We start from the raw sequence: 25,466 nt of genomic DNA, 5'->3' as shown, positions 1-25,466 counted from the left end.
CTTTATGACTATTTCTGATGATGGGTATGTACTACATACCCGTCCTTTTCAAGATAATAAATCAATTGCTATCGTCTTCACAAAGCAACAAGGATTGCAGCGAATAGTTTTCCAAACCAGTAAAAACTCCAAAAAGCAGCCAAGTTTTAAGCATTTTTTACAACCATTTCAGTTGCTTTGGTTAACCTGGAAAGGTAGTGGAGAATTAAAAACAGGTAAAACTGTTGAGCTAAGTGACTTACGCTATTCGTTATTGGGCAAGTTACTTTACTGTGGCCTGTATTTGAATGAATTATTAATCAGATTATTGCCTGCTGAAGAGGCTTCCCCACAACTATTTTGCAACTACCAAAAGACACTGGCTGTTTTACAGGAAGATCCCCTGCAAATTGAAATGTATCTCCGGCAATTTGAATTTAACTTGCTAGCTGAACTAGGTTATGCCGTTTCATTTGAATATGATACAGACGGTAATGAAATTACTACTAAAGCAAATTATGTTTTTCTGTCTGATCAGGGGTTTTGTCTTGCTAAAAAACAGGCTTATCTTGAGAGGCCAGAGGCTAACTTATTTTCTGGTAGTGACTTACTGACTTTAGCCAGCTTGCCATGGTTAAATACAGAGGCTCAATCAGTGAGTCATCAGCTTGATATCCAGCAGGTATGGACTAAGCCCCTAAAAGGAATAACCAAGCGAATTGCTAGAATGGCATTAGCACCGCATTTAGGCAGTAAACCGCTTATGAGTAGAGCGCTATTTTTCAAGCAAAGATAATATTTGTTTATTCTGTGCCTTCATGTCTTCGCTGCCAATCTAACAGCTGCTCAATTTGCTCAATTAGCTCTTCCATGGCACCTGCCACTTTACGTCTTTCTTCTTTATTTTTTTCAGAAGCTTTTAATATGGTTTCCATATTATTACAAGCACTACGTAATAGAGGGACACCACAATAACGAGTAGCGCCATGTAGTTTGTGAACAACTTCCAGTAGCCTTGGCCATTGTTTATTACGATATAATGCTCTTATTTGTTCCTGTTCATTTTTTAAATTTTCAAACAGCATCGATAACATATCGTTGGCAAGATCTTCTTTTCCACCAGCTAACTTTATTCCTTCTGTTAAGTCTACTACTTTGGTTTCAGGTTCAGCATGACTTGTATCATTTAGATAATCCGTACCTTTAATAGGCGCTACATGTAAGCCTGTCCATTTTTTTATGATGTGTTGTAATTGATTTTCATTAATAGGCTTGGTCATGTAGTCATCCATGCCAGCTAGTAATAGCTGTTTTTTTTCTTCTGCCAGTGCGTGGGCGGTGAGTGCTATGATTGGAATGCGTCGCTCTGATAGTTCTCTTTCGCGGACTCTACGGGTTGTTTCCAGGCCGTCCATATGAGGCATTTGTACATCCATAAAAATAAGGTCAAAGTGGTATTGCTTGGTTTTAATAATCGCTTTAGTGCCTGAGTCTACCGCTGTTACTTTAGCTCCAAGGTCTTCTAGTAATGCAGTAACCAAGCGTAAATTGGCTGGGTTGTCATCTACTGCTAGTATATGTGGTTGGCGTGTAATAGCCTGGTTAATACGTCGGGCAATATTGCTTTGGCTGCCTTGAGGGAGTTTACTTTTCTCAAGTAATAAATAAGAAAGCGCTCGATATAGCCGGTTGTGACATAGAGGCTTAACAATGCAAAGAGCATTATTATGTTGGTCTAGTATATTATTAATTGCCTCTTCTTTATTGGTATGAGCCAAAATTACCAAATACTGTTTATTTTTATTGGCTGCTTTAATTAATGACCTTATTTTTTCTAAATCTAAATAAGCCGGGTGATGACTAACCACTAATGCATCATAGGTTTTTCCCTGGGCTTTGGCCTCTTGCGTTTTTTCTTCTAAGCAGGATTGATTAGCACAGCTATCAACATTTAAGTCATACTCAGAAAGTAGGTGAACAATTGCTTGTCTGGCAAGATCATGATGCTCCATTACTAGGACATGGGTATTGGAGAATGCAGGGAAATGCTCTTTTAAGGTAGGTTCATTAGCTTTTGGTACCGTTAAGGTAAACCAAAATGTAGAGCCTTTACCTAACTCACTTTCTACGCCTACTTCTCCCGACATCTGTTGTGCAAGTCGCTTGGAGATAACCAGACCAAGCCCAGTACCGCCAATATTTCGAGTAGTAGAGGTATCGGCTTGAGAAAAGGCTTTAAATAACTCCTTTTGCTGCTTGTTAGAAAGGCCTATACCCGTATCGGTAACACTGATTTTAATTGTTACAAGGTTATTTTTTTCATCTTCAAGCATGGCTCTCACAACAATAGAGCCGTCATTAGTAAATTTAATAGCATTACTGACCAGGTTGGTCAGAATTTGTTTTAACCGTAGGGGGTCTCCCATTAGGTGAATAGGCGTGTCAGAATAGATGAGAGGAATCAGTTCCAAAGATTTATCATGGGCACTGGGTGCTAAAATCGTTAGTACCTCTTCAACACTTTCTCTTAAATTGATAGGAATACTTTCCAGCTCTAATTTACCTGCTTCAATTTTTGAAAAGTCGAGCACATCATTAATGATCGATAGTAATCCTTCTGATGATTTTTGGATTGTACTGAGGTACTCAAATTGTCGATCATTGAGTTTGGAGCGCAGTAGCAAGTTAGTGAAACCAATAATACCATTTAGAGGCGTTCTAATTTCATGGCTCATGTTGGCAAGGAATTCTGATTTAATACGGCTTGCTTCTAGTGCTTCTTTACGAGCCATATCCAGTTCAATATTCTGGATTTCAATCGTTTCAAGGGTTTCTTGAAGGTCTTTGGTTGACTGTTCAATATTTTGTTGCATTTCCAACTGGCCACGTTGGAGTGATGCGACCATAGCGTTAATACCCGTTTCTAATGCCCGTAACTCGCCACCAGTGTTGGTGTTAATACGAGTATCCAGATTGCCTTCACGCATATGATTAACCGCACTAATTATTTTCATTAGCGGGCCTGTTATGTTTTGGCCCATTTTTAATGCTAAAAACAGGTTGATTAAAACTCCTGAAAGAATCAGTAAACCGCTAGCAAGGATGGTTTGATATTTTTTAATTTCAGTATTACTGCGAGAAAACTCAGCCATCAGCCACCCTAATAACACTTTTTCTCCTCCACTGCTAAGCGCTGTTTCAGTGTTAACAGGTGATAAAGTAGGTTTTGCATAAATGGGAGTGCTGATCAGTAGAGACTGCTTGTTTAAGGTATGAAAAGGACGGGTTAGAAAGTAGTTTTCCTGGCTGTCCTTAAATTGAATTTTTGGACCAGCATGGGCAAGGGCGACTTTAGTGTGGGAAAATAGACTGACTGATCTGACATCATTTTTTTCTAGTGCAGAGCTGGCAATCTCTTGAATAAGACTCAAATTATCTAATGATAAAGTATGTTCTGTGATTGGAATTAGTTGTTGAATAGTGGTTTGACTGCGTTCTAGCAATAAAGCATCTAAGTCGTTGATACGGGCTAAGGTAAAGAAAGTACCTAAAATCAGTGAAATACTAATAGTAGGAATCAAAGCAAGCGCCAAAACACGACTTTTTATACCTTGCTGCTTTAGCATAATAGATACGGTACCTTTAGTAAGCTGAACATACCCTGTGTTTTGGGTATACATCTAAGTATGACAGATCAGTATAATAAACTAGCTGCTTATGTTGAACAGATGTAACTTTATAGTTTTTCAATATTAACAGTTCTTCTGCTGACAGCTTATTATCGGAGAAGTTATAAATTCTAGATGAGGATAAAGCATGGCGGTAAATTATCCCACCATTGAGTCACTGGTTGGTAATACTCCTTTGGTTCGATTACAAAGATTGACGGGCAATACTACGAATCATGTACTCGTTAAGTTGGAGGGAAACAATCCAGCAGGTTCAGTCAAAGACCGCCCTGCATTAATGATGATTAATGAAGCGGAGCGACTGGGGGCAATTAAACCTAGTGATACACTTATTGAGGCAACTAGTGGTAATACAGGAATTGCCTTGGCGATGGCGGCTGCAATTAAAGGCTATCGAATGGTGTTAATTATGCCTGACAATATGAGTGAAGAACGACGCTCTGCTATGTCGGCCTATGGCGCAGAACTAATTAGTGTTAGCCAGGAACAAGGAATGGAAGGAGCGCGTGATTTAGCAGAGCAAATGGAACGAGAAGGCAAAGGCTTGGTGCTGAACCAGTTTGCTAATAAAGCAAACCCTTTAGCACATTATTTGGGTACAGGACCAGAAATATGGGAACAAACCCAAGGAGAAATCACCCACTTTATCAGTTCAATGGGGACCACTGGCACTATAATGGGAACCTCGCGCTATTTAAAGGAGCAGAATCCAGCAGTACAAATTATTGGTCTACAGCCAGCGGAAGGGGCCAGTATTCCAGGAATTCGGCGGTGGCCAAAAGCTTACTTACCAACTATTTTTGAACCTGAGCGTGTTGATCAGGTAATGGATATCACGCAGCAGGAAGCAGAAGTTGCAATGCGCAGGTTGGCTCAAGAAGAGGGCATCTTCTGTGGTGTATCCTCAGGTGGTGCAGTAGCCGCTGCATTGAAAATAGCTCAACAGGTTGAAAATGCGACGATTGTCGCCATTATTTGTGATCGAGGTGATCGGTATTTATCAACTGGTGTATTTAGTTCAAAATAATACCTGATAGTGTTCTCGTAACCAGGTGTTACGAGAATATTGCACTGACTACTTGCTACTCCTGCCTGTTAAATAGCCATTTAATAAACTTATACTCATTGCTTAGTCATAATTGACAAAAAATAAGTTAATATGGTTGGCTGTAATACTTAACTATTAACTTATCGCTAAGAAGGCTGTTTAGCGAAGCACTAATGTAGCTATCTGTAGTCTTATAAGCAGTAGTCATGTGAGCAGGTGCTTTTAAATGAAAACTATGGGTGTAGCAAAAATTAGCCAAGTGCATTATGACTTTTGTATATATTTCCACTAGTTATAACAAGAGGCCTTGAATGACATACGCTGAGGTTAAGTCAAAAATTTTAATAATACTCAGTTGATTTTCATTTGAATGATTATCAGGCAGTGCTTTCGTAATGGTTAAACAGGCTACTGGTGCATTCTTAATGACAGAATGCAACACTAGAACGGATCAGTGGATCACTCATGGTTAAAGTACGTGAAGAACACCCTATACATGAAGATGGTTCTGTCAATATTGACGCCTGGCTGTCTCGATTTAGTCAGGATGCCAATATTAAAGATATGGAGCAGGTTCGGCTGGCTTGTAGTATTAGTAAACAAGCGGAGTTAGAAGCAAGCTCAGAAAAAAATATTTGGGTTGAGGGTGCCAGCAGCTTTCGTACTGGGCTGGAGATGGCACAAATTCTTTCTGAATTAAATCTTGACCAGGAAAGCCTGATTGCCGCTATTCTCTATCGTGGTGTTAGAGAGCATAAATTACCGATTAAAAAGGTTAAAGAGCAATTTGGAGGACGTGTCGCCAAGCTAATTGAAGGTGTGCTAGGTATGGCGGCAATTAGTTCTTTACAAATGCATAACCGCAATAGAGTACTGGGTCAGGAGCATGGCCAATTAGATAAAGTACGGAAAATGCTGGTATCAGTGATTGATGATGTAAGAGTCGCACTGATTAAACTGGCTGAGCGGACCTGCGCAATCAGGGCTGTCAAACATGCTGATAAAGAAAAGCGACGGCGAGTGGCGCAAGAAGTATTTAATATCTATGCGCCTTTGGCTCATCGGTTGGGCATTGGTTATATCAAGTGGGAGCTGGAAGATCTTTCTTTTCGTTACTTGAAACCTCAAGATTATAAAAAAATTGCCCGGCTATTGGATGAACGGCGGGTCGATCGAGAACAATATATTGCTAATGCAATAAAAGCACTAAAAACATCGCTCACCGCAGCGGGCATAGAATCTGACATCACTGGGCGTGCAAAACATATTTATAGTATTTGGCGCAAAATGCGCCGTAAAGGTATTGAGTTTAGAGAAGTCTATGATGTCAGGGCTGTGAGAGTATTAGTGCCTGAAGTAAGAGACTGCTACGCCACATTAGGTATTATCCATTCCTTATGGAAGCATATCCCCAAAGAATTTGACGACTATATTGCCACACCAAAAGAAAATGGCTACCGGTCATTACATACGGCAGTTATAGGCCCTGATGGCAAAAATCTTGAAGTACAAATCCGCACTTATAACATGCATGAAGAAGCAGAAAAGGGGGTTTGTGCTCACTGGCTTTATAAGGGTACAGATATTAATTCTGCTAGTGATAGCTATGAAGAAAAAATTGCCTGGCTAAGGCAGGTACTGGAGTGGCATGAAGAAATTGGTGACATGGAGGATCTTGCTGATCAACTACGTGCTGATATTGAGCCTGATCGCATTTATGTATTTACCAAAGATGGTCATGTAGTTGATTTGTCTTTAGGAGCCACACCAATAGATTTTGCTTACCGAATTCATACTGAAGTGGGTAATACCTGTCGTGGAGCTAAAGTGGGTGGACGAATAGTGCCACTGAATCATACTTTGAGAACAGGTGATCAGGTTGAGATTTTAACAGGCCCAGGCGCTAGCCCAAGTCGGGACTGGTTAAACCCCAATTTAGGTTATGTTACAACGTCAAGAGCCAGAGCTAAAATTACCCATTGGTTTAAAGAGCAGGATCGGGAACATAATATTTTTGCTGGTCGAGCACAGCTTGAACGAGAGCTTAAGCGGTTGGCATTAAAAATTGAGGACTACGATGAGCTGGCCAGTAAAGTTAATTATCAAACAGCGGATGATATGTATGCAGCAGTGGGTGCTGGTGACTTAAAACAAAACCATGTCATTAATGCAGCACAGCAATTAGTAGAGCCTAAGGATGTCAAAGAGTTTGAGTTAAAAGCTCGCCCCAGTCAGCATAGTAAAGTTGTAGACAGTGATGTTATTGTGAGTGGTGTGGGTAATCTACTTACTCAAATGGCTGGCTGCTGCCACCCACTACCTGGCGATGATATTGTTGGATATATTACTGTTGGACGAGGCGTGACGATTCATCGTCAAGATTGCCCGACGGCATTGCAGCTTCAAGAAAAAGAGCCTGTGCGGTTTATTGAGGTTGGCTGGGTCAGTGAACAGGTAAACATATACCCTGTTAATGTATTGATAAAAGCTTACGACCGATCTGGCCTGCTACGAGATATTACGATTGTTTTGGCGAATGAGAAAGTCAATGTATTAGCTGTGAATACACAGTCAGATAAGGATGACAATTTAGCTGTGATGAAGCTAACTATTGAAGTAAGTAGTTTACAGGCATTAGGCAGGGTGTTAGCCAAAATTAATCAAGTATCCAATGTTATTGAAGTAGTTAGGGATAAACAGCACTGATGAACTTGATATGATAGGTATAGCTTTCACGAAGGTTTTTAGGGAGTTTTTTTGCCCTAAAAACCTCTTATTAGCCGTATAACCTGGTTGATTCTATGAAGTATACAACTGAAGATTTATTATATTTAATGCAGCGGTTACGAGACCCAGAACTAGGTTGCCCATGGGATATTAAACAAAGCTACCGGACAATTGTTCCTCATACGATAGAAGAGGCTTATGAGGTTGCAGATGCGATAGCTAAACAAGATTATGAGCACTTAGAAGAAGAGTTGGGTGACTTACTTTTTCAAGTTATTTTTTATGCTCAGCTGGCAAAAGAAGAGTCGCGGTTTAATTTTGAGAGTATCGTGAATCGCCTTGTAGAAAAGCTTATCCGTCGTCATCCGCATGTATTTCCTGAGGGAACATTAAGTTCTCAGCGCAGCCCAGAAGAGCAAATTAGTGAGCAACAAATAGCAGCTAGCTGGGAAAAAATTAAAACATTAGAAAAACAACAAGCCGCATCGGTAAAGAATAAACAAGAGCAGTATTTTATTGATGAGGTGCCTGTTGGGCTGCCAGCATTAATAAAAGCCTATAAATTACAAAAGCAAGCTTCAAAAGTGGGGTTTGATTGGGATGAGGTTAAACTGGTAATAGCCAAACTTAAAGAAGAACTTACTGAGTTAGAAACTGAGCTTGAAGTAGATAACCAGCACAATATTGAAGCCGAGCTAGGAGACTTGCTATTTTGTTGTGTAAACCTGGCACGGCATCTTAACGTTAATCCAGAGCAAGCCCTGGAGCAAACCAATAATAAGTTTATTAAGCGGTTTAGTTGGATAGAGCAGCAATTAACTAAGCAAGATAAAACATTAATGGACGCGACATTAAGTGAAATGGATTGGTTATGGAACCAAGCGAAAGAAAATAATCAAAACTAATATATGACTTTTAATGTATGTCAAAAAGTGTAACCCTAGTAAGTAATGCGCAGGCGAGTAATAGTAATAGATAGACGAGCAATAGAAGTAAGCGAGTAACAAATAGGAGAGTTTAATGAATGATTCACAGGCTGCACTGTGGAATGATGTTCATTTGCTGGGTGAGTTTCTTGGCCAGACAATAAAAAATGACTTAGGTGATGAGTTTTTAGGTAAAGTTGAGTGGATCAGACGGTTATCCAAATCTGAGCGTGCTGAAGGAGCACCTGATCATCAAGCGTTAGGTGAGGCGCTACAGCAATTGAGTGATGATGAGCTTTTGCCATTAGCTCGCGCATTTAGTCAGTTTCTCAATTTAGCTAATATTGCTGAACAATATCATACCATTTCACCTTTTTATCAAGATGAAACCATTCAAGCTAACCCCATTAATGCATTATTGCAAAAGCTTAAAGCCCAGCCCTTGAATAAACAGGTTATTACTGAGTCTATTGAGCAAATGGCAATTGAGCTGGTGTTAACTGCTCACCCGACAGAAGTCACTCGCCGTACATTAATTAAAAAACATGAAGCTATTTCAAATTGTTTAGCAGAAAAAGACAATGATGGTGATTCAGCTAAGCAAGAAAGTCTACACAACCGGCTAGCTCAATTAATTAGTCAAGCCTGGCATACTAATGAAATTCGACAGCATCGCCCTACTCCTGTAGATGAAGCCAAGTGGGGATTTGCAACGATTGAAAACTCATTGTGGTCAGCGGTACCTGCTTTTTGTCGGGTATTAACTAAGGAATTGGAAACAGTACTTGATATAAAGCTGACAAAACAGGTGATTCCTATTCGATTTGCTTCTTGGATGGGAGGGGATAGAGATGGTAACCCCAATGTAACTGCCAAGGTCACGGCTGAAGTGTTGCTGTTATCTCGCTGGATGGCTGCAGACTTATACTTAAGAGATATTCAGCTGCTAATTGATGAATTATCAATGGTGGTTTGCAGTGAGCCATTACGTGCAGAAGTGGGAGAAGCTAATGAGCCCTATCGTGCTCTATTAAAACAACTAAAACATCGCTTAAAAGCCACACTACTATGGGCTGAGCAATCATTAGATATACCCGTCAGTCCAAGTGAAGATGTGCTGCTTGACGACCAGGCGCTAATTCAGCCATTAGAATTATGTTATCAATCATTAGTTGATTGTGGCATGGAAATCATTGCAAATGGCCCGGTACTTGACACGCTATATCGAGCATATTGTTTTGGTCTGCATTTGGTTAAGTTGGACATTCGTCAAGAAGCAGGTCGTCATACCGAGGCTATTGCTGAGATTGTGAGTTATTTAGAGCTTGGTAATTATGCTGAGTGGGATGAACAACAAAAACAGCAGTTTTTATTGCAGGAACTATCTAGCAAAAGACCATTAATTCCAACCAAATGGCAACCCTCAGCAGCAACCCAAGAATTACTGGATACTTGTCGGGTAATTGCCGCACAGCCGGCAACTGCAATGGGGAGTTATGTAATTTCAATGGCCAGTCAGCCATCTGATGTCTTAGCTGTATTGCTGTTGCTCAAAGCAACTGATGTTGGCTTTAAAATACCTGTGGTGCCATTATTTGAAACGCTTGCTGATCTTGATCAGGCGGCTGAGAGTATTGATCGGTTATTAAGTGTTGAGTGGTATCAGCAGTATATTAATGGCTATCAGCAAGTCATGATTGGTTATTCTGACTCTGCTAAAGATGCAGGCTTTTTAACGGCGGCCTGGGCACAGTATCAGGCACAGGAAAAGCTGGTGCAGGTAGCCAGCAAGTATCAAGTTAAACTGGTACTTTTTCATGGTAGAGGTGGAACTATTGGACGTGGGGGTGGCCCAGCTCATGCCGCTATATTATCTCAGCCTCCTGGTTCACTGGACTATGGTATGCGGGTGACTGAGCAAGGAGAAATGATACGCTTCAAGTTTGGTCTACCTGATGTCGCCGTGAGAAGTATGGTGCTTTATTGGTGTGCTGCAATTGAGGCTAAACTGTTGCCACCGCCAGTTCCAGCTGATAACTGGCGTGATACTATGGCCAAAATAGCAAACAAGTCATTAAGTGTTTATCGAAAAACGGTAAAAGAAACACCTGACTTCGTTGATTATTTTCGTGCTGCTACTCCAGAACAAGAATTGGCAAAGTTACCGCTAGGCAGTCGCCCTGCTAAACGAAAACAAGCAGGTGGAATTGAAAGTTTGCGTGCTATCCCCTGGATTTTTGCCTGGACCCAAAACCGTTTAATGCTTCCTTCTTGGCTTGGAGCCGGAGAAGCGCTGGAGGCAGTGCTTGCTGAGTCTGGTCATGATACTTTAACGGAAATGATGACCCAGTGGCCTTTTTTTCGGGCCAGAGTTAACATGCTGGAAATGGTTCTGGCTAAAGCGGACTTAACCCTGGCAGCTCATTATGATGATCGCTTAGTACCTGTCGCATTAAAGCCACTGGGTGAGCAATTACAACAACAGTTGGCACATACGGCATCTGTTATTAAACAAATTACTGGATCAGAAGTGTTATTAGCTGATGACCCATGGGTGCAGCAGTCAATTGCACTAAGAAATCCATATACAGACCCGTTGAATGTACTACAAGTAGAGCTGCTCTACCGGGCTAGAAATAACCCTGAATCAGTAACAGATCTGATTGAGCAGGCGTTAATGGTTACGATAACAGGTATTGCAGCAGGGATGAGAAACACTGGTTGATAAATATTCACTCAAGACTGCTATTATTAGTTAGGGTGATTCTTGGTCAGGGAGAGGCTGGTATAACTTAAAACAGTTACAATTATTATAATTATAGTGCAGAGTTCATTATTACCATTTTGATTGATATCAGGTAGTGAGCAATACAAAAATAGTAAAATTGATCGCAAGGAGGCGCTCTCGTAAAAAAATTGTAAATTACAGTCGCAATTTATTCATTGTGAGCCATAATTTATTTCTGGAAGCTTTTTAAATGATAAATATAACAATCTAACGCCATGGTTTAGTTTAAGTAGGTCTGGGATAAGCCATGCATATTGCAACGCGAGTAAAACGTTACCTTGCTGCCAAGGGGGTCTCCTTTCAAACCTTGCAAATTAGGCGAGATGTGCCTTTCTTGGCTGCAATTAAACAGATAGGCATTCAGCCCCGACAGTTGGCTTTGCCTACTATGTATCGTATGAACCAGCAACAACTGATGGTAGTGAGAGGAGCTGATCAACTAGTTTCTCAATCTCAATTAGGTAAGTTGCTGGGGCATCCAGTAACACCGCTGACAGTGTCAGTAGTTAATAAAATATTTGCTGATTGTGAGCCTGGGGCGACACCTGCCTTAAGTGAGCCGTACCGCTTACGCTGTGTGATTGATAGTCAGTTGTTGTGTGCTGATAAAGTCTATTTTATTGCAGGGTGCTCTAGCGTTTTAATCGGTGTGGCTGTAGATGAGTTTAAGTTTTTAAACCCACATGCACTACTTGTTTCCTTCCCAGATGCAGCTATTGAAGAGAATGACCAGCAACAGTTTTCTGTGATTGACAAACCACTCACCTCTCATGCTTGTTGTTACTCAGATGTTTCAATGAGTAAGGGAGCTAATGGCTTAATGAATTGGCCTCAACAAAATGAACTAGTGGCTGAGCTGTTGACGGAAAAAAGTGATAATGCAGAGTTTGTTATCTCTCAGCTTAAACATGCACCAGGCATTAAAAAGCACTTAATTCAATATGTGAGCACTTTATCTAGAGATAATGATGCAACCGTTGCTGCAGAAGATTTTCATGACCTTGAGACAGTGATACAAAGCTTAACGCCAAAGGTTGCTGCTAATTTAACAATAGGCATACTCATTTTACAGCAGCTTAGAGCACCTATAAGAGGAGTAGTAGGTAAAGCCGCTTGGTGGCGTGTTGCCTTATACAGTGCTCGGCTTGCACAAAAAATTGCTGCTGAGTGCGACCAGTTGCAAAACAAACAACATACTGCCCATTTGTTAGGTTTAATTCATCAAATGGGTATCTTGGCAATAGGCCACTTTTACCCTCCAGAGTTTGTCTTATTAAATAAAATGGCGAACGCAAACCCTCGTGAACCAATTCGTAAACTGGCCAGTAAGCTAGTGCGCTTGGGGCAAGCAAATACTGTATTAAGAATGGGCTATCCAGCATTAGGAGCTTGTTTATTACTTAAGTGGGGATGGCCATCTCATTTGTGTGAAAGTATTGGTGCTCACCTCCAACCTGTCGAAGTGATTAAAAATGATAAGATGGCACTGCTCTTAAGTTTGGTTAACTGCTTATTGAGCGAGTACCAGATAGGATACCGAACCACAGGTGCCTCAAGTGATCATTATTGCCAAGCGCTCACCATATCTAAGCAGCTAGTACAGCAGCTAGCGAATGAAACACTTTGTGAATATCAGTGTTTAAGTCAGATTAACCATAGCCTCGTTGCTTGACGTTGGGATAAGAGGGATTGAGGCTTTTTTAGTCACAACATAAGTTTCAGGTAAACGCCAATAGGCCCTAGCCTTGTGTCGCCTGTGATACCTGTGTATCTTTGCAGAAAAATGATTTCACTACAAAGTTAGTCTTTGATGAGGCTATCAGTAGTTCTTTTAAACTACAGGAGCAATGACAACATGCGAGTTATTTTGCTGGGAGCACCAGGGGCAGGGAAAGGTACCCAGGCGCAAAATATTGTAAAACATTACAATATCCCACAAATTTCCACTGGAGACATGCTGCGTGCGGCAGTCAAAGCTGAAAGCCCATTAGGTCTTAAAGTTAAAGCAGTTATGGAGTCAGGTGGGTTAGTTTCTGATGATATCATTATAGATTTGGTTAAGGAGCGGATTGCTCAGCCAGACTGTAAAAACGGTTTTCTTTTTGATGGCTTCCCAAGAACTATTCCTCAAGCTGAAGCATTGGAGCAAGCTGGTATTAAAATCGATAATGTAGTAGAAATTGCTGTTGATGATGAAGAGATTGTTAAGCGCCTAACTGGGCGACGCATTCATGAGGCGAGTGGTCGTATATATCATTTGGTTTATAATCCATCAAAAGAGCCAAATAAAGATGATGTAACAGGTGAGCCTCTAATGCAAAGGGACGATGACACAGAAGAAACCGTTCGCCATCGTTTAAAAGTATATCATGAGCAAACAGCGCCTTTGATTGACTTTTATAAATCTAAGGCCGATCAGCCAGGTGCCGCTAAGTATGGCAAAATAAAAGGCACTGGCGAAGTAGATGAAATTCGTGAAGCTTTGTTTGGACTATTAGGCTAAATTCAGGCTTTTATGTAATCGATAAAGCCAGCCATTACCTGTTGGGATGGTTGGCTTTTTTGTTTCTATAAATAACTCATGCACTGATGGAAGGAATTTCAAGAGTAAATGACACAGCTAAGTAGGGACAAAGTTAAGTAGGGATAAAGTTAAGTAGGGGCAAAGTTGTTACCTTATTTTGTATATGGAACATCAGTTTTGCATACAGGGTGAATCTTGTGACATGAGTAAAATCATATACGGCTGTAGAGTGGCTTATTAAAGTATCTCATTCCAACTAATTACTTCCTTCACTAGTGTTTGTACTTCTCTTTTATATATTCAATACTAGTGGTTTTTAGGTGCGGCCACTTATAAGCCAATAAATAATAGGTAATTAGGGGGCTCTTAAATACTTCATGACTTGACTGCATTCTTCCCACCCTTGGTGATCAAAAATGAGATTTTATAAAAACCTGCCTAGCATTTACCTTTAGCTAGTTTGTTATCTTCGCATCCTTGTAAGCTTCAAAAAGAGTGTAAATGCAGTTTTTCTAAATACCTAGGGGCGATCTGCTTCTGTATCTCATCAACTCTATAGTCTTGCATAAAAAAGCGCTTTGCTGGAGGTATTTTATTAGCTCCAAACAAGGAGTCATGATTGGTATATTCATATTAGTAGACGATTGAATTATATTTTTTGGTTGAAATGCATACAGTTGGTTTGCTTTATTAATGCCTGAAAGGGTTAAAACTTGCTAACTACCACGTTGACAAAGTGACTTTATAGGCAGTTTTTATTTGTTTGAAGCAAAAGTTCTACAGAAAATGGTTGAAATCCACACGACACTCGTGTGTCAATGTTAGATAAAAGCGATGGAATTGATTAGAGGTAATAACTCCTCCTCATCACTTTAATTGTAAATTTCTTGTTATAGTGGAGTAATGTTTTCAGAATAGAAAGGCCTAGCTTACACGTTTTGCTTTAATTAGTTACCCCTAAACGGTTATTCTTTCATAAAATTCGTCATGGCCTAATCATTAGTCATTAGTCATTAGTCATTAGTCATTAGTCATTCGTGATTAGCTTCCTGTTGATTCTGAAATCTTACGATAGCATTGGTTTATTTGTATATTAAAGCAGTTTTGTTAATAAGGAGAGGAAGGTCAATCACTAAACTGAGTTCAATGGAAGACCGTGACCCATTAACTAGCGTATAGTATGTGAGTTTTAGAACATAAGACCCACCATTAAAAATGGTTTGTGACTAGCATAAAGAATGGTTTGCTTTCAATTACTATTAGCTCGGTTGTTTTACCCTGCTAGTAACGGCTTTTTGATAAAAAAATCTATCCATTGACATCTGTGTAGTATTTTGGTCCACAAAAAGTGAAACTACACTGATGATTATCTTTCAGTTTTAAGAAAACAGGTAATAGTTCGGTCGCACAAGGAGAAAATGGGAATAGGAATACTCTTTTATCAATTAAGTTAGCTACAAAGTCTCTGCTATTTTGGGATAGTCAGTGTTGTAGTAGCTTGCTTGTATGGCACAAGATATACGTTTTGTGAAAGATTCTTAAGAGTCGCTTTAGCTCATTACTCAATGAAGGAATACAGTTTGAAAATGAAACTTACTCGATAGTTCTTTCTCTTACCGCTATAAACGTGCAGTTGAAGATGCCTGTTTTAACAAGCTAATTCTGTGTTAGGGAGTAGACTAAATGATGTGTAAATGTGTTCCTTACACGATATAAAAGGGCTGATTGCTGTTTTGATAAAGCAAGTCGGCAGGCAAAAGTGTGGCTTGTGTTTGTTGCATCATAAAGTAAAGAGCCAGAATTTTATTGAACGATTTAGCTGATACTATTAATCTAGTGTTCAACTTTTAAACTAGAAAGCCTCTAGATTGCTGGTTTGCAGGGAATAAATGCTTTAGTAAACTACTGTTCAGATATACATCTTTTTACTGGTCTGTTATCAAAAGTATTCAGTAATCAGCGCCTCTAAGAGAATTACTTATTAGATAAATTGTCCTAATGACATTGTGAATACAAAGTTTTTTAACTTTCTTACAGAGAAAGGATCATAGTTAGTATTTAACTTTTTGCCGACTCATTTGAGAAAGTGACTAATAGAGGTATTAGCTTGGGTTGCTAGCAATAGTACGATTGAAGTAATGGCTTTAGCCCGCGTAGATCAAGGCCATCACTGTTTATAAATTGTAATAGCCTGGTAGTTCTTTAATTGATGGAAGTCTCTAAAATAATCATGTCACTGATAAATGAAATTGGCTTTTATCGAGAAAGTGGGTTTAAGCTTGCCAACTTTTAAGGGGGATTTGGTATGAAATCTACTGCTGATAGTTCAAAAAAACAAAATTAAGTAAAAAAAGGGTGAAAAATTTCTTAGATTTAAATATTATTCGCACTTTAACTATTGGGTAAGCACTTTTTGTGCTATGTTTTTATTGATAACTCTAATTTGATTCCTGCTCAGGAGATTTAAAATGGCGAGAGGCAGAAAACCTTCAGCAAAGTCCGCAGAGGCTGCTCAACCAAAACGTCGTGGCCGTCCACCAAAAGCGGCAGCAGCAAAAGCAAAAGCTACTTCTACCGCTAAAGTAAAAGCAGTAGCAAAGCCAAGTTTAGCTAAAGTTGAAAATGAAGTAGCAAAAGCTGAACAGCACGTTGCAACTTTACAAGCTAAATTGGCTGATGAGAAACAAAAAGTTGCTGATGCAAGAGCGCAAGTAAAAGTAAAAGCAACTGCTACAAATAAAGCCAGAGTAGAAAAAGCAGTGCAAAAAGTTGCTGACATTAATGAAAAGATTAAGTCAGCTAAAGAAACACTTAAAGCTGCTAAGTTTCAAGAAAAAGTAGCAACTGTAAAAGCAAAAGAGCAGGAAGCTGAAGAAGCAATGCAGCAGCGAGTTGAAGAATATCGCGCAGCACTTGCTGAAAAGTCAGCGGCTGATCTGGCTAAAGCAGTAAAAGCGTTTGAAGAAAAATGGTTAAAGTCTCGCAATAAAGCTGATAAAGCGAAAGTAGATAAGCAAGCTAAAACCGAAGCGACAAAACTGAAGCAAGCGGTTAAAAAGATCGCAGCAAAAGCTGCTCAACTTGAAAAAACAGCAGCTAAAAAAGCAAAAACTACTACAGGACGTCGTGGTCGCCCAGCTAAATCAAGCACGGCAACTGCAGCAGCACCAAAACGTCGCGGTCGTCCACCAAAAGCAAGCACAGCAACTGCTGCACCTAAAAAACGGGGCCGTCCAGCTAAAGCAACTACCACAACTGCAGCAGCGCCAAAACGTCGCGGTCGTCCACCAAAAGCAGCTTCTGCAACAACTGCTACTGCAGCACCAAAACGTCGTGGTCGCCCACCAAAAGCAGCTTCTGCAACTACTGCTGCACCTAAAAAGCGTGGTCGTCCAGCTAAAGCTGCAAGTACAACTACCGCTGCAGCTAAAAAGCGCGGTCGTCCAGCTAAAGCTGCAAGTGCAACGACAGCTGCACCAAAAAAACGTGGCCGCCCAGCAAAAGCTAAAGCTGCAAAAGCAGCAGCATCTGCTCAACCAAAGCGTCGTGGTCGTCCACCTAAAAAAGCATCTTAGTGCTTAATGCTGAACGAGTCTCTTCGTTTATTGCAGACCATTTATAACTGAGCATATTTTATTTAAGGCCCGTAAGGGCCTTTTTTTGGTTTTACTACATACTTTGTACAAGTAAAAACCCACTAGTTGTTAAGTAAAGTTTTTTTAGGAAAGCAGAATTGTTACGTTTACTATAGAGGCCTGTTTGGAGAAAAAAGATTAATGGCTAAACTGCTAGCACTAGATACTGCAACTGAGGCCTGCTCCGTTGCTTTAGCCTTAAATGGTAATATTACAGAACACTTTGAAATCATTCCAAGAGAGCACAGCCAAAAAATTCTCCCAATGATTGATAAGCTATTAGCTACCGCTGGCTTAACTATCAAGCAACTTGATGGCATTGCATTTGGTTGTGGTCCAGGCGCTTTTACAGGGCTGAGGATTGCGGCAGGCATTACCCAAGGGCTGTCTTATGCTGCTGATTTACCTGTTATTCCTGTTTCAAACTTAGCAGCACTAGCACATTATGGTATGCGACAATATCAAGTTGATTCAGTGCTATGTGCTATAGATGCCCGAATGGATGAAGTGTATTGGGCTCAATACATCTTACAAAATAATCAATTGACCTTGTTAGGAGAGGAGGCTGTTAAAGCGCCAGAACAAGTTGAAATTGTTCAACCTGAACGCAACTGGATTGGTGTAGGGACTGGTTGGAAGTATCATGAAATACTCCATGCCAAGCTGACAGACTATTACATTAATGAGTATCCTCATGCCTATGATATAGCTGCAATTGCAACCCCATTATTTGAACAAGGTAAAACTGTGAGCAGTGAGCAGGCTTTACCAGTTTACTTGCGAGATAATGTCGCTAAGAAAAAAAGCGAACAGAAGTAGAGCATCTGGTTATTTCGGATACTTGTTATAATTTACCTTAACTGGCTATATTCATGGACTTTCTACAAATTATCATCCTTGCATTAATTCAAGGTATTACGGAGTTCTTACCTATTTCAAGCTCTGGGCATCTGGTGCTTCCTGCTCAACTACTTGACTGGCAAGACCAAGGCAATGCGTTTGATGTGGCTGTACATGTTGGTACTTTGTTAGCAGTTTGTATTTACTTTTGGAGTGATATCAAAGCGCTTTGGTTAGGGTGGACAGCTTCCTTAATAAAAAAACAACCAAGCCATGAAGCCACATTAAGTTGGTGCATTATTTGGGCCACACTGCCTGCATTATTGTTTGGTGGTGTACTCTCGTTGCTAGGCTGGGATGAAAAACTTCGTTCTACGCTAGTGATTGCAACAACTACTATTGTTTTTGGGTTGTTGCTTTGGCAGTCGGAGCTGAAAGGAAAAAAGACCCGAGAGCTAACAGAAATGACTATATATCTGGCGTTGTTAATCGGTTTTGCTCAGGCGCTGGCTTTAATTCCAGGAACTTCCCGGTCGGGTATTACCATTACCATTGCGTTATTTTTAGGATTTAACCGTTCTGCTGCAGCGCGCTTTTCTTTCTTATTATCAATACCTGTAATATTAGCTGCAGGCACGTTGAAAATACTACAACTGGTGGCTGCTGCTGAACCTGTAGCCTGGGATGTGCTGATTTATGGTGCAGTAATTGCGGGTGTGAGTGCCTTTTTGTGTATTCATTGGTTCTTAGGCTTTATTAACCGAATAGGCTTATTGCCATTTGTCATTTATCGGTTATTACTGGGTATTGTTTTATTTTGCTTGTACTTTGCTGTTGAGTTTTAACTAATTGTGGTTTAGTCATCAAATGTCTGATATAGAAATAGCGGTTATTTGTCATGAAACAAGCCGTACCCATCAAGCAGAACAAATAGCAAAGCAACTGTCTTGTCCTTATTTGGGAGTAACAACCTCATCTCAGTTAACTACACCTGATTTAGTTATTGAGGTAACCGGCGAAGGTATAGTTTTAGCGGAAACTGGCAAAAAGTCAGCTAACCCCATAAAAGTGGATTTTATTTCGGGAGCTTTAGCGCATAGAAGAAAATATGGGGGAGGGAAAAGTCAGTCAATTGCAAAAGCGGTGGGTTTAAATAAAGCTAAAAAGTTACAAGTTCTTGATGCAACTGCTGGCCTAGGACGAGATGCTTTCGTTTTAGCTTGTTTAGGCTGTCAAGTAACACTGCTGGAGCGATCGAAGGTTGTTCACTTATTGTTGACTGATGGTCTTAATAGAGCAGCAACTGATTTGGATGTCGCTAGTATTATTAATCAGTTACAACTGCTTTGTGTTGATGCCAAAGACTATTTTCAAGAGTTATTACAGCTAACTGATCAATTTGATGTGGTCTATTTAGACCCTATGTTTCCCCATCGAGAAAAAAGCGCCAAAGTCAAAAAGGAAATGTGGATATTTCAAAAGTTGTTAGGTCAAGATTTAGATGCAGACTATTTGCTGGATGCAGCTATTGCAATTGCAAAATACCGTGTGGTCGTCAAAAGACCAAAACTTGCACCTTATTTGGCGGATAAAGCTCCAACTTATCAGCTAATAGGTAAGTCTGGTCGTTTTGATGTTTATGTGAATAAAGCATTTGGTAGCTAGTGGCCCATGTGCAAAATAAGGTAACAGATTCTTCTCCATTTACCCTCTGGCTGTGTTATTTTTTCTTGACGTAGGCCCGCTATGCCTGCAAAAAAAGCGCCTTACCAGAAAATAAATGGCTTTGAAATCTGTTGCCCAGTTTTACGCATGGATCAGGATCACTAGTTAACAGGCTTAAATTCACTTTCAGTTAAATGAAGAATACTATAACGAATATCGGGCGGTAGTATTCTTTTAGCGGCTAGGCCAATATCATAGAGTGCTTTATCAAAGCATAAAGCACTGCTGTTACCAATTGTAATGACATGTTTATCCTTGAGTGTTCGAATAAGATTACGAAACAATGTTTTGTCAAAAAACTCGGGAGCATTAATACCCTGAACCAGAGAAAGACGCTGGGCAATATTCTGGCACTGGGTTTCTAACATGTGAGCATCAAGTGTCTCACTGCCTGCTTTTAATAGCACACTAATGACCAAATAAAACCGTTCTAGCATCTGGCTAATGGCTTTAGCCAGCAGGCTTAACTGTATAAACTCGACAGTGTTTGGGGCTGAACGTACCAATTTGTCGTTTTCCTGGCTTACCAACTTTAGTTGTTTTAAACAACTAATACTGTTCTCAATTTCTGCTTTCACCTGTTGTTCCGGCCAAATTAAAAACAGCTCAGTCTTTAAATAAGGGTAAAGCGTAACACAGGCTTTTATTAAGTCATCACGAATTTGATAAGGACTATTGATGAAGAAACAACTGACTAAGGATGGAAGGGCAAATAAATGTAAGATGTTATTGCGATAATAGGTCATGACCACCGCATTTTTTTCACTTAACGTGACAACATCACCCAGCGCATCTGTATGCGTGTGAATAAGCTTCATTGACTCCACATATTGTGTCATTGACTGTCTTGTTTGGTCTGGCAAAGTAACTTTTTCACTGTAGGGCAATTGTTTTAACAGCGTTAAGTAAAAGTCGAGTGAAAAGTATAGGGTGTTTTTATCAAGTGCTTGTCTGGGTGTAGAAAGTAGAGCCATTGCTATCAGGTTAACTGGATTGACTGAAGCTGCGGCGTTAATACGTTGGATTAATTGGGTAGCTAACGTATTTGTGGCTGGGTTTAACCATTCAGGTTTGGCTGCTTTTGCTAAAGTATAATCATACCAATTAGGTTGTTGCTCTGTTAAAAAATCACTTAGGAGTAGTGGTGATGAAAAGTTTACTGTCACTTTGCCAAGAGTTCGTTTTAAATTGGCCAGTGTACGAAAAACATCCAGAGGAGACTCTTTTTTCTTAGACTTGCCTCGTAATTCACCTAAATAGGTTTTAACTTCTAGAACATTTTCATAGCCAATATATACAGGAATAAAAACGATGGGTCTTCTATTGTCGCGCAAATAGCTACGAATAGTGAGTGCGAGCATCCCGGTTTTAGGTGTTATACAGCGCCCGGTACGGCTACGTCCACCTTCAATGAAGTACTCAGTTGGAAAGCCTTTAACAAACAATGTATGTAAATATTCGTTAAATACAGCAGTATAAAGTTGATTGCCTTTAAACTGCCGACGAATAAAAAAAGCGCCACTCCTTCGAAGTAAACCACCAATCACTGGCATGTTAAGATTAATACCCGCAGCAATATGCGGTGGTGTTAAGCCCTGCTTAAATAAAACATAGGATAATAATAAGTAGTCAATATGACTGCGGTGACAAGGCACGTAGATTATTTCATGGTCTTTTGCTAGTGCCTTAATCGGTTCTAAATGGTTGACTTCAATACCATGGTAGACTTTGTTCCAAAACCATGTGAGAGTAATATCAAGCAAGCGAATAGCTGCATAACTGAAGTCAGAAGCGATTTCTTTACCATAATATTGAGCCTTGGCTTTGGCTTTTTGGTAATCAACCCCTTTTTCTTTTACTTCATTATTTATAGCATCTATGACTAATGGAGCATGGAGGAGGGAGTTTACCAGGCTATGACGATGTGATAAGTCAGGTCCAACCACTGAGGTGCGTAGTTGTCTGAAATGCACGCGTAAAATTCTGGCGACTTTTCGTTGAGTGCGGCTTTCTCCTAATTCGTTATTAACAATGTCGCGCAGTGACATAGGAGGATTAAAGTGCACTATGGTTTGCCTGCCATGAATAATAATAGTTAACAGCTTTTTAAAGCGGCTGGCTACTTGGAAGTTATAGGCAAATAAAAGTTTGAGGGCTGACAGCTCTTTATCGGGCGAGCGTCCCCAGAAAACGGATACAGGCACAAGTAGTACATCAAGAGCGGCATTATTTTGTACCTGATAGATCAGTTGCTTTAATTGCTCAGGTAAGCTTGCATCTTCTCGTTTAAAAAGAACCCCTTTAAGTTGGGTTAAAAAAAAGTGAGCTGGCTGTTCTGCGGTTAGGTTAGGAAGTAACTCTGATGGCTTTGGCAATTGTGCTCTAATACATTCTTGTTCAACCAGTAAAAAATCAGATAAAGATGAGTTGCGAAATACATAGCAAACAGGTGTATTGGGAGGCAGCTTAAGTTGTTCAGCTGAACCATTATGTACTTCAACTTTAACCCAAAACGAAATTAACTTGCGTAGTACCGCTAATAAAAATTGAGAGCTTCTAATTAATTTTTCCATAATATACTTTTAAAAATGGCTGTTCTATTACTATCTAGCAACATAAGTACAAAGCCATATGCTCAAACTGTAATCTGTAGCCTTCATAACAATTTTTAGGGTAAGCCTGTTGTTTGTCTGACTTTGAATGGCAGTGTAAAGAGAGTGGCTGTTTTTCCTGTTAAATACTTACTATGTTAAACATCCTGCCAAGTAACGGGGCCTTCTCCAAATTCACTAATTTGCCACCACTCATCCTCATTATTTTTTCCTTCCTCCCAAAAGTTGCCATTACAACGAACTTCTACGTTTAATGTTTGGTATGCATCTCGGGCGCAGTCAATGTCTGTTTTCCATGGGGAATCTGAGGAGTTAAACCAAATACTGGAAAAGAAGCGACCGGCTGCCTTTTCAACAATTAAAATGGGGACTGCATGGGGGCCTATCATCCCAAAGTAGTGGTGACTCCGCCCATGGCTATTGGTAGCGGTTAAATTGTCAAAGCGCTTTTCAAGCCAGTTTAAAATAGCATCTAAATTGGTAGTTTTAAGGTACACTTCTATATCAGGCTGCCGCATAATTTAGTCTCTAAACAACATCTGTAATATTCTGCCAACACAAAGCCCCAAATATCCAGTTAGTGCAATAATACTGCTGATTGCTAAACCAACCAGCCCTATTATAAAACAGTTGTAACTATAATGTGGGCTAATCCAGTGCTTCTGTACCGCAACAAGTAGTAAGCCACTTACGCCAAACAGGGCAGCACCGACTAAAAAAATACTCAGAAAACGCTTGGGATTTTGACTAACAACTAGTAACTGTTGTTTGAAATGGGGTGTTTTCATGTTGAAATCATCCCTATGATTAGATTTACTATTTAGTTTGGCACATTGGCTATTAAAATGTATCTGTGTTGTAAAACTGTCACCCCAATCACCTATTATTTATAAGCTCATGGGGCTGGTCTGTTGCTACTAGCGTTGTTATTTGGTGAAGAGCTTGCTCAGTATCTTTTCATACATAGCCGACAGTAAGTCCAAATCGGCCACTTTCACGCACTCATTTATTTTATGAATGGTTGCGTTAGACGGGCCAAGCTCAATGACTTCTGTACCTGTTGGGGCAATAAAACGACCATCAGAAGTACCACCAGCAGTTGAAACGGTAGGTTTGTAGCCTGTTACTTCTTCTACTGCACTGACAGTTGCAGGTAATAAATGACCATGATCTGTTAAAAAGGGTAGGCCAAATAGGCTCCATTCAATATGGAAATCAAGTTGGTGTTGTTTGAAAATATACTCCACTCGTTGTTGAAGTGACTCAGCTGTACTTTCAGTAGAAAAGCGGAAATTAAACTGCACTGAGAGCTCACCAGGAACGACATTGGTTGCACCAGTACCAGCACTGATATTAGAAATTTGAAAGCTAGTCGGGGGGAAATACTCATTACCCTGGTCCCACTCATGGGCAGCAAGCTCAGCCAATGCAGGTGCTGCTAAATGGATAGGATTTTTCACCAGGTGAGGGTAGGCCACATGCCCTTGCACACCATTAACAGTCAAAATGGCACCTAACGAACCTCGTCGGCCATTTTTAATAACGTCACCTACAAACTCTGTACTTGATGGCTCCCCTACAATACACCAGTCAATATGCTCTCCCCTGGCTTGTAAATGTTCTACCACTTTAACGGTGCCATTTTTAGCAGGGCCTTCCTCATCGCTGGTGATTAAAAATGCAATGGAACCATGCTCTTCTAAATCAGGGGTTTCAGCTAGAAACCGTTCACAGGCTGTGATCATTGCAGCCAATGAGCCTTTCATGTCCGCAGCTCCCCGTCCATATAAGATCCCATCAGTGATGGTTGGCTCAAATGGAGGGTATTGCCAGCTGGATTCTGGCCCGGTAGGCACCACATCAGTATGGCCAGCAAAGGCTAATACAGGGCCTTTTTCACCTAGCCTTAACCAGACATTATCAACGTCTTCAAAGCGAAGCCGCTCTACGGTGAAACCAAGCGTTGCCAAGCGCATAATCATTATTTCCTGACAGTTGGCATCATTAGGAGTAATGGATGGTTGTTGAATTAGTTCTTTGGCTAGTTCAACGGTTGGGCTGAGTTGGCTCATAAGGTAAGACAGACGCCTTTTAAATAGAGTTATTTGATAATTAATAAGCTAACTGGCAGGTTTTTGCTACTCAGTTTTTTCTTTGTATTCACAAAGGTCTTCAATAATACATGAATTACACATGGGCTTACGGGCTTTACACACATAACGTCCGTGGAGAATTAACCAGTGATGGGCATCCAGTAAAAACTCTTTTGGTACTACTTTTAGTAGCTTCTTTTCCACTTCAAGTACATTTTTACCCGGTGCTAAATTAGTACGGTTACTGACGCGAAATATATGGGTATCAACTGCCATGGCCGGTTGTCGAAAAGCAGTATTGAGAATGACATTCGCTGTTTTACGGCCAACACCAGGTAGTGCCTCAAGCGCTTCTCTAGTGTCAGGTACCTGAGAATCGTGTTGGGTCATTAATATTTTGCAGGTTTTAATAATGTTCTCAGCTTTAGCATTATATAAACCAATGGTTTTAATATATTGCTTAAGTCCTTCAACCCCTAGTGCAAAGATTGTTTCAGGAGTATTTGCAACGGGAAATAAAATTTTCGTTGCCTTATTAACACCTACATCAGTGGCTTGAGCTGATAAAATAACGGCAATTAACAGCTCAAAAGAACTGGAATATTCCAGCTCAGTGGTAGGGTTAGGATTTTGGGCTTGCAGACGGGAAAAAATGTCGTGGCGCTTTTGCTTGTTCATATTCAGGCTAACTATACATCACTTCATATTATTAGAGCTGTAAACATCATCTGAAGTGCAGCTTGGCCTTTAGAATATATTGCGAAAGAGTATTTTTTGCTTCATCTCTCTAAGGTTGTCGCAAAAGTTAGCGGATATGGGGTGACAGAGTGTTCTGTAGCTAAGGCATGGAAGCCTTTTTAGCTCTTGATGGGCCAGGGAG

Annotated in this window: 17 protein-coding genes; 11 read left to right on the top strand and 6 right to left on the bottom strand. The window is 40.2% G+C overall.

What is annotated here, in order from left to right; genetic code table 11:
• The first annotated feature begins 4 nt into the window (after positions 1 to 4).
• The gene (gene recO, locus OQE68_RS04610) at positions 5 to 775 is read left to right on the top strand and encodes a DNA repair protein RecO (RefSeq protein WP_180567312.1); all 771 of its coding nucleotides are present in this window, start codon (positions 5 to 7) and stop codon (positions 773 to 775) included.
• A gap of 7 nt (positions 776 to 782) precedes the next feature.
• Here recO and OQE68_RS04605 read toward each other — a convergent pair whose 3' ends face one another.
• Positions 783 to 3,605 carry a response regulator gene (locus OQE68_RS04605; protein WP_180567313.1) on the bottom strand — a complete coding sequence of 941 codons (2,823 nt, stop codon included), beginning with the start codon at positions 3,603 to 3,605 and terminating at the stop codon, positions 783 to 785.
• Positions 3,606 to 3,795: 190 nt separating this feature from the next.
• Here OQE68_RS04605 and cysM point away from each other — a divergent pair, with 190 nt between their 5' ends.
• From cysM to OQE68_RS04555, 10 genes are all read left to right on the top strand, one after another.
• Positions 3,796 to 4,695, top strand: a complete 900-nt coding sequence (gene cysM, locus OQE68_RS04600; protein WP_180567314.1) for a cysteine synthase CysM — start codon at positions 3,796 to 3,798, stop codon at positions 4,693 to 4,695.
• A gap of 486 nt (positions 4,696 to 5,181) precedes the next feature.
• Positions 5,182 to 7,422 carry a GTP diphosphokinase gene (relA, locus tag OQE68_RS04595; RefSeq protein ID WP_180567315.1) on the top strand — a complete coding sequence of 747 codons (2,241 nt, stop codon included), beginning with the start codon at positions 5,182 to 5,184 and terminating at the stop codon, positions 7,420 to 7,422.
• A gap of 95 nt (positions 7,423 to 7,517) precedes the next feature.
• Positions 7,518 to 8,348 (top strand): nucleoside triphosphate pyrophosphohydrolase, encoded by an 831-nt coding sequence (gene mazG / locus OQE68_RS04590; RefSeq protein WP_180567316.1) that lies wholly within the window; start codon positions 7,518 to 7,520, stop codon positions 8,346 to 8,348.
• Between the two features lie 115 nt (positions 8,349 to 8,463).
• Positions 8,464 to 11,094 carry a phosphoenolpyruvate carboxylase gene (ppc, locus tag OQE68_RS04585; RefSeq protein WP_180567317.1) on the top strand — a complete coding sequence of 877 codons (2,631 nt, stop codon included), beginning with the start codon at positions 8,464 to 8,466 and terminating at the stop codon, positions 11,092 to 11,094.
• Positions 11,095 to 11,404: 310 nt separating this feature from the next.
• The gene (locus OQE68_RS04580; RefSeq protein ID WP_180567318.1) at positions 11,405 to 12,829 is read left to right on the top strand and encodes an HDOD domain-containing protein; all 1,425 of its coding nucleotides are present in this window, start codon (positions 11,405 to 11,407) and stop codon (positions 12,827 to 12,829) included.
• 183 nt (positions 12,830 to 13,012) lie between these two features.
• Positions 13,013 to 13,660, top strand: coding sequence for an adenylate kinase (gene adk, locus OQE68_RS04575; protein WP_180567319.1), 648 nt, complete (start codon positions 13,013 to 13,015; stop codon positions 13,658 to 13,660).
• Positions 13,661 to 16,149: 2,489 nt separating this feature from the next.
• Positions 16,150 to 17,256 (top strand): hypothetical protein, encoded by a 1,107-nt coding sequence (locus OQE68_RS04570; RefSeq protein ID WP_180567320.1) that lies wholly within the window; start codon positions 16,150 to 16,152, stop codon positions 17,254 to 17,256.
• Between the two features lie 201 nt (positions 17,257 to 17,457).
• The gene (tsaB, locus tag OQE68_RS04565; protein ID WP_180567321.1) at positions 17,458 to 18,135 is read left to right on the top strand and encodes a tRNA (adenosine(37)-N6)-threonylcarbamoyltransferase complex dimerization subunit type 1 TsaB; all 678 of its coding nucleotides are present in this window, start codon (positions 17,458 to 17,460) and stop codon (positions 18,133 to 18,135) included.
• 53 nt (positions 18,136 to 18,188) lie between these two features.
• Positions 18,189 to 19,001 (top strand): undecaprenyl-diphosphate phosphatase, encoded by an 813-nt coding sequence (locus tag OQE68_RS04560; protein WP_180567322.1) that lies wholly within the window; start codon positions 18,189 to 18,191, stop codon positions 18,999 to 19,001.
• A 22-nt stretch (positions 19,002 to 19,023) separates the two neighbouring features.
• Entirely contained in the window at positions 19,024 to 19,821 is a 798-nt protein-coding gene (locus OQE68_RS04555) for a class I SAM-dependent methyltransferase (RefSeq protein WP_180567323.1), read from the top strand.
• A 161-nt stretch (positions 19,822 to 19,982) separates the two neighbouring features.
• On the opposite strand, the gene plsB is transcribed toward OQE68_RS04555, so the two are convergent.
• From plsB to nth, 5 genes are all read right to left on the bottom strand, one after another.
• Entirely contained in the window at positions 19,983 to 22,454 is a 2,472-nt protein-coding gene (gene plsB / locus OQE68_RS04550) for a glycerol-3-phosphate 1-O-acyltransferase PlsB (protein WP_180567324.1), read from the bottom strand.
• Positions 22,455 to 22,630: 176 nt separating this feature from the next.
• Positions 22,631 to 23,011, bottom strand: coding sequence for a hypothetical protein (locus OQE68_RS04545; RefSeq protein WP_180567325.1), 381 nt, complete (start codon positions 23,009 to 23,011; stop codon positions 22,631 to 22,633).
• A 3-nt stretch (positions 23,012 to 23,014) separates the two neighbouring features.
• Positions 23,015 to 23,281 carry a hypothetical protein gene (locus OQE68_RS04540; RefSeq protein WP_180567326.1) on the bottom strand — a complete coding sequence of 89 codons (267 nt, stop codon included), beginning with the start codon at positions 23,279 to 23,281 and terminating at the stop codon, positions 23,015 to 23,017.
• A 138-nt stretch (positions 23,282 to 23,419) separates the two neighbouring features.
• Positions 23,420 to 24,565, bottom strand: a complete 1,146-nt coding sequence (dapE, locus tag OQE68_RS04535; protein ID WP_180567327.1) for a succinyl-diaminopimelate desuccinylase — start codon at positions 24,563 to 24,565, stop codon at positions 23,420 to 23,422.
• Between the two features lie 66 nt (positions 24,566 to 24,631).
• Entirely contained in the window at positions 24,632 to 25,264 is a 633-nt protein-coding gene (gene nth / locus OQE68_RS04530) for an endonuclease III (protein WP_180567328.1), read from the bottom strand.
• Positions 25,265 to 25,466: the final 202 nt, after the last annotated feature.

Origin of the sequence: Spartinivicinus marinus, assembly GCF_026309355.1 — a bacterium.
GTDB classification, from domain to species: domain Bacteria; phylum Pseudomonadota; class Gammaproteobacteria; order Pseudomonadales; family Zooshikellaceae; genus Spartinivicinus; species Spartinivicinus marinus.
The sequence above is the reverse complement of the archived record's forward strand: the minus strand, read 5'-3'. Positions and strand labels throughout refer to the sequence as shown.

Excerpts from the sequence above, each read along its gene's own strand:
- OQE68_RS04545 (WP_180567325.1), bottom strand. The coding sequence starts at position 23,011 with ATGCGGCAGCCTGATATAGAAGTGTACCTTAAAACTACCAATTTAGAT.
- OQE68_RS04570 (WP_180567320.1), top strand. The coding sequence starts at position 16,150 with ATGGCGAGAGGCAGAAAACCTTCAGCAAAGTCCGCAGAGGCTGCTCAA.
- cysM (WP_180567314.1), top strand. The coding sequence starts at position 3,796 with ATGGCGGTAAATTATCCCACCATTGAGTCACTGGTTGGTAATACTCCT.
- OQE68_RS04560 (WP_180567322.1), top strand. The coding sequence starts at position 18,189 with ATGGACTTTCTACAAATTATCATCCTTGCATTAATTCAAGGTATTACG.
- dapE (WP_180567327.1), bottom strand. The coding sequence starts at position 24,565 with ATGAGCCAACTCAGCCCAACCGTTGAACTAGCCAAAGAACTAATTCAA.
- OQE68_RS04605 (WP_180567313.1), bottom strand. The coding sequence starts at position 3,605 with ATGCTAAAGCAGCAAGGTATAAAAAGTCGTGTTTTGGCGCTTGCTTTG.
- adk (WP_180567319.1), top strand. The coding sequence starts at position 13,013 with ATGCGAGTTATTTTGCTGGGAGCACCAGGGGCAGGGAAAGGTACCCAG.
- relA (WP_180567315.1), top strand. The coding sequence starts at position 5,182 with ATGGTTAAAGTACGTGAAGAACACCCTATACATGAAGATGGTTCTGTC.
- ppc (WP_180567317.1), top strand. The coding sequence starts at position 8,464 with ATGAATGATTCACAGGCTGCACTGTGGAATGATGTTCATTTGCTGGGT.
- mazG (WP_180567316.1), top strand. The coding sequence starts at position 7,518 with ATGAAGTATACAACTGAAGATTTATTATATTTAATGCAGCGGTTACGA.
- recO (WP_180567312.1), top strand. The coding sequence starts at position 5 with ATGACTATTTCTGATGATGGGTATGTACTACATACCCGTCCTTTTCAA.
- OQE68_RS04540 (WP_180567326.1), bottom strand. The coding sequence starts at position 23,281 with ATGAAAACACCCCATTTCAAACAACAGTTACTAGTTGTTAGTCAAAAT.
- tsaB (WP_180567321.1), top strand. The coding sequence starts at position 17,458 with ATGGCTAAACTGCTAGCACTAGATACTGCAACTGAGGCCTGCTCCGTT.
- OQE68_RS04555 (WP_180567323.1), top strand. The coding sequence starts at position 19,024 with ATGTCTGATATAGAAATAGCGGTTATTTGTCATGAAACAAGCCGTACC.
- OQE68_RS04580 (WP_180567318.1), top strand. The coding sequence starts at position 11,405 with ATGCATATTGCAACGCGAGTAAAACGTTACCTTGCTGCCAAGGGGGTC.
- nth (WP_180567328.1), bottom strand. The coding sequence starts at position 25,264 with ATGAACAAGCAAAAGCGCCACGACATTTTTTCCCGTCTGCAAGCCCAA.
- plsB (WP_180567324.1), bottom strand. The coding sequence starts at position 22,454 with ATGGAAAAATTAATTAGAAGCTCTCAATTTTTATTAGCGGTACTACGC.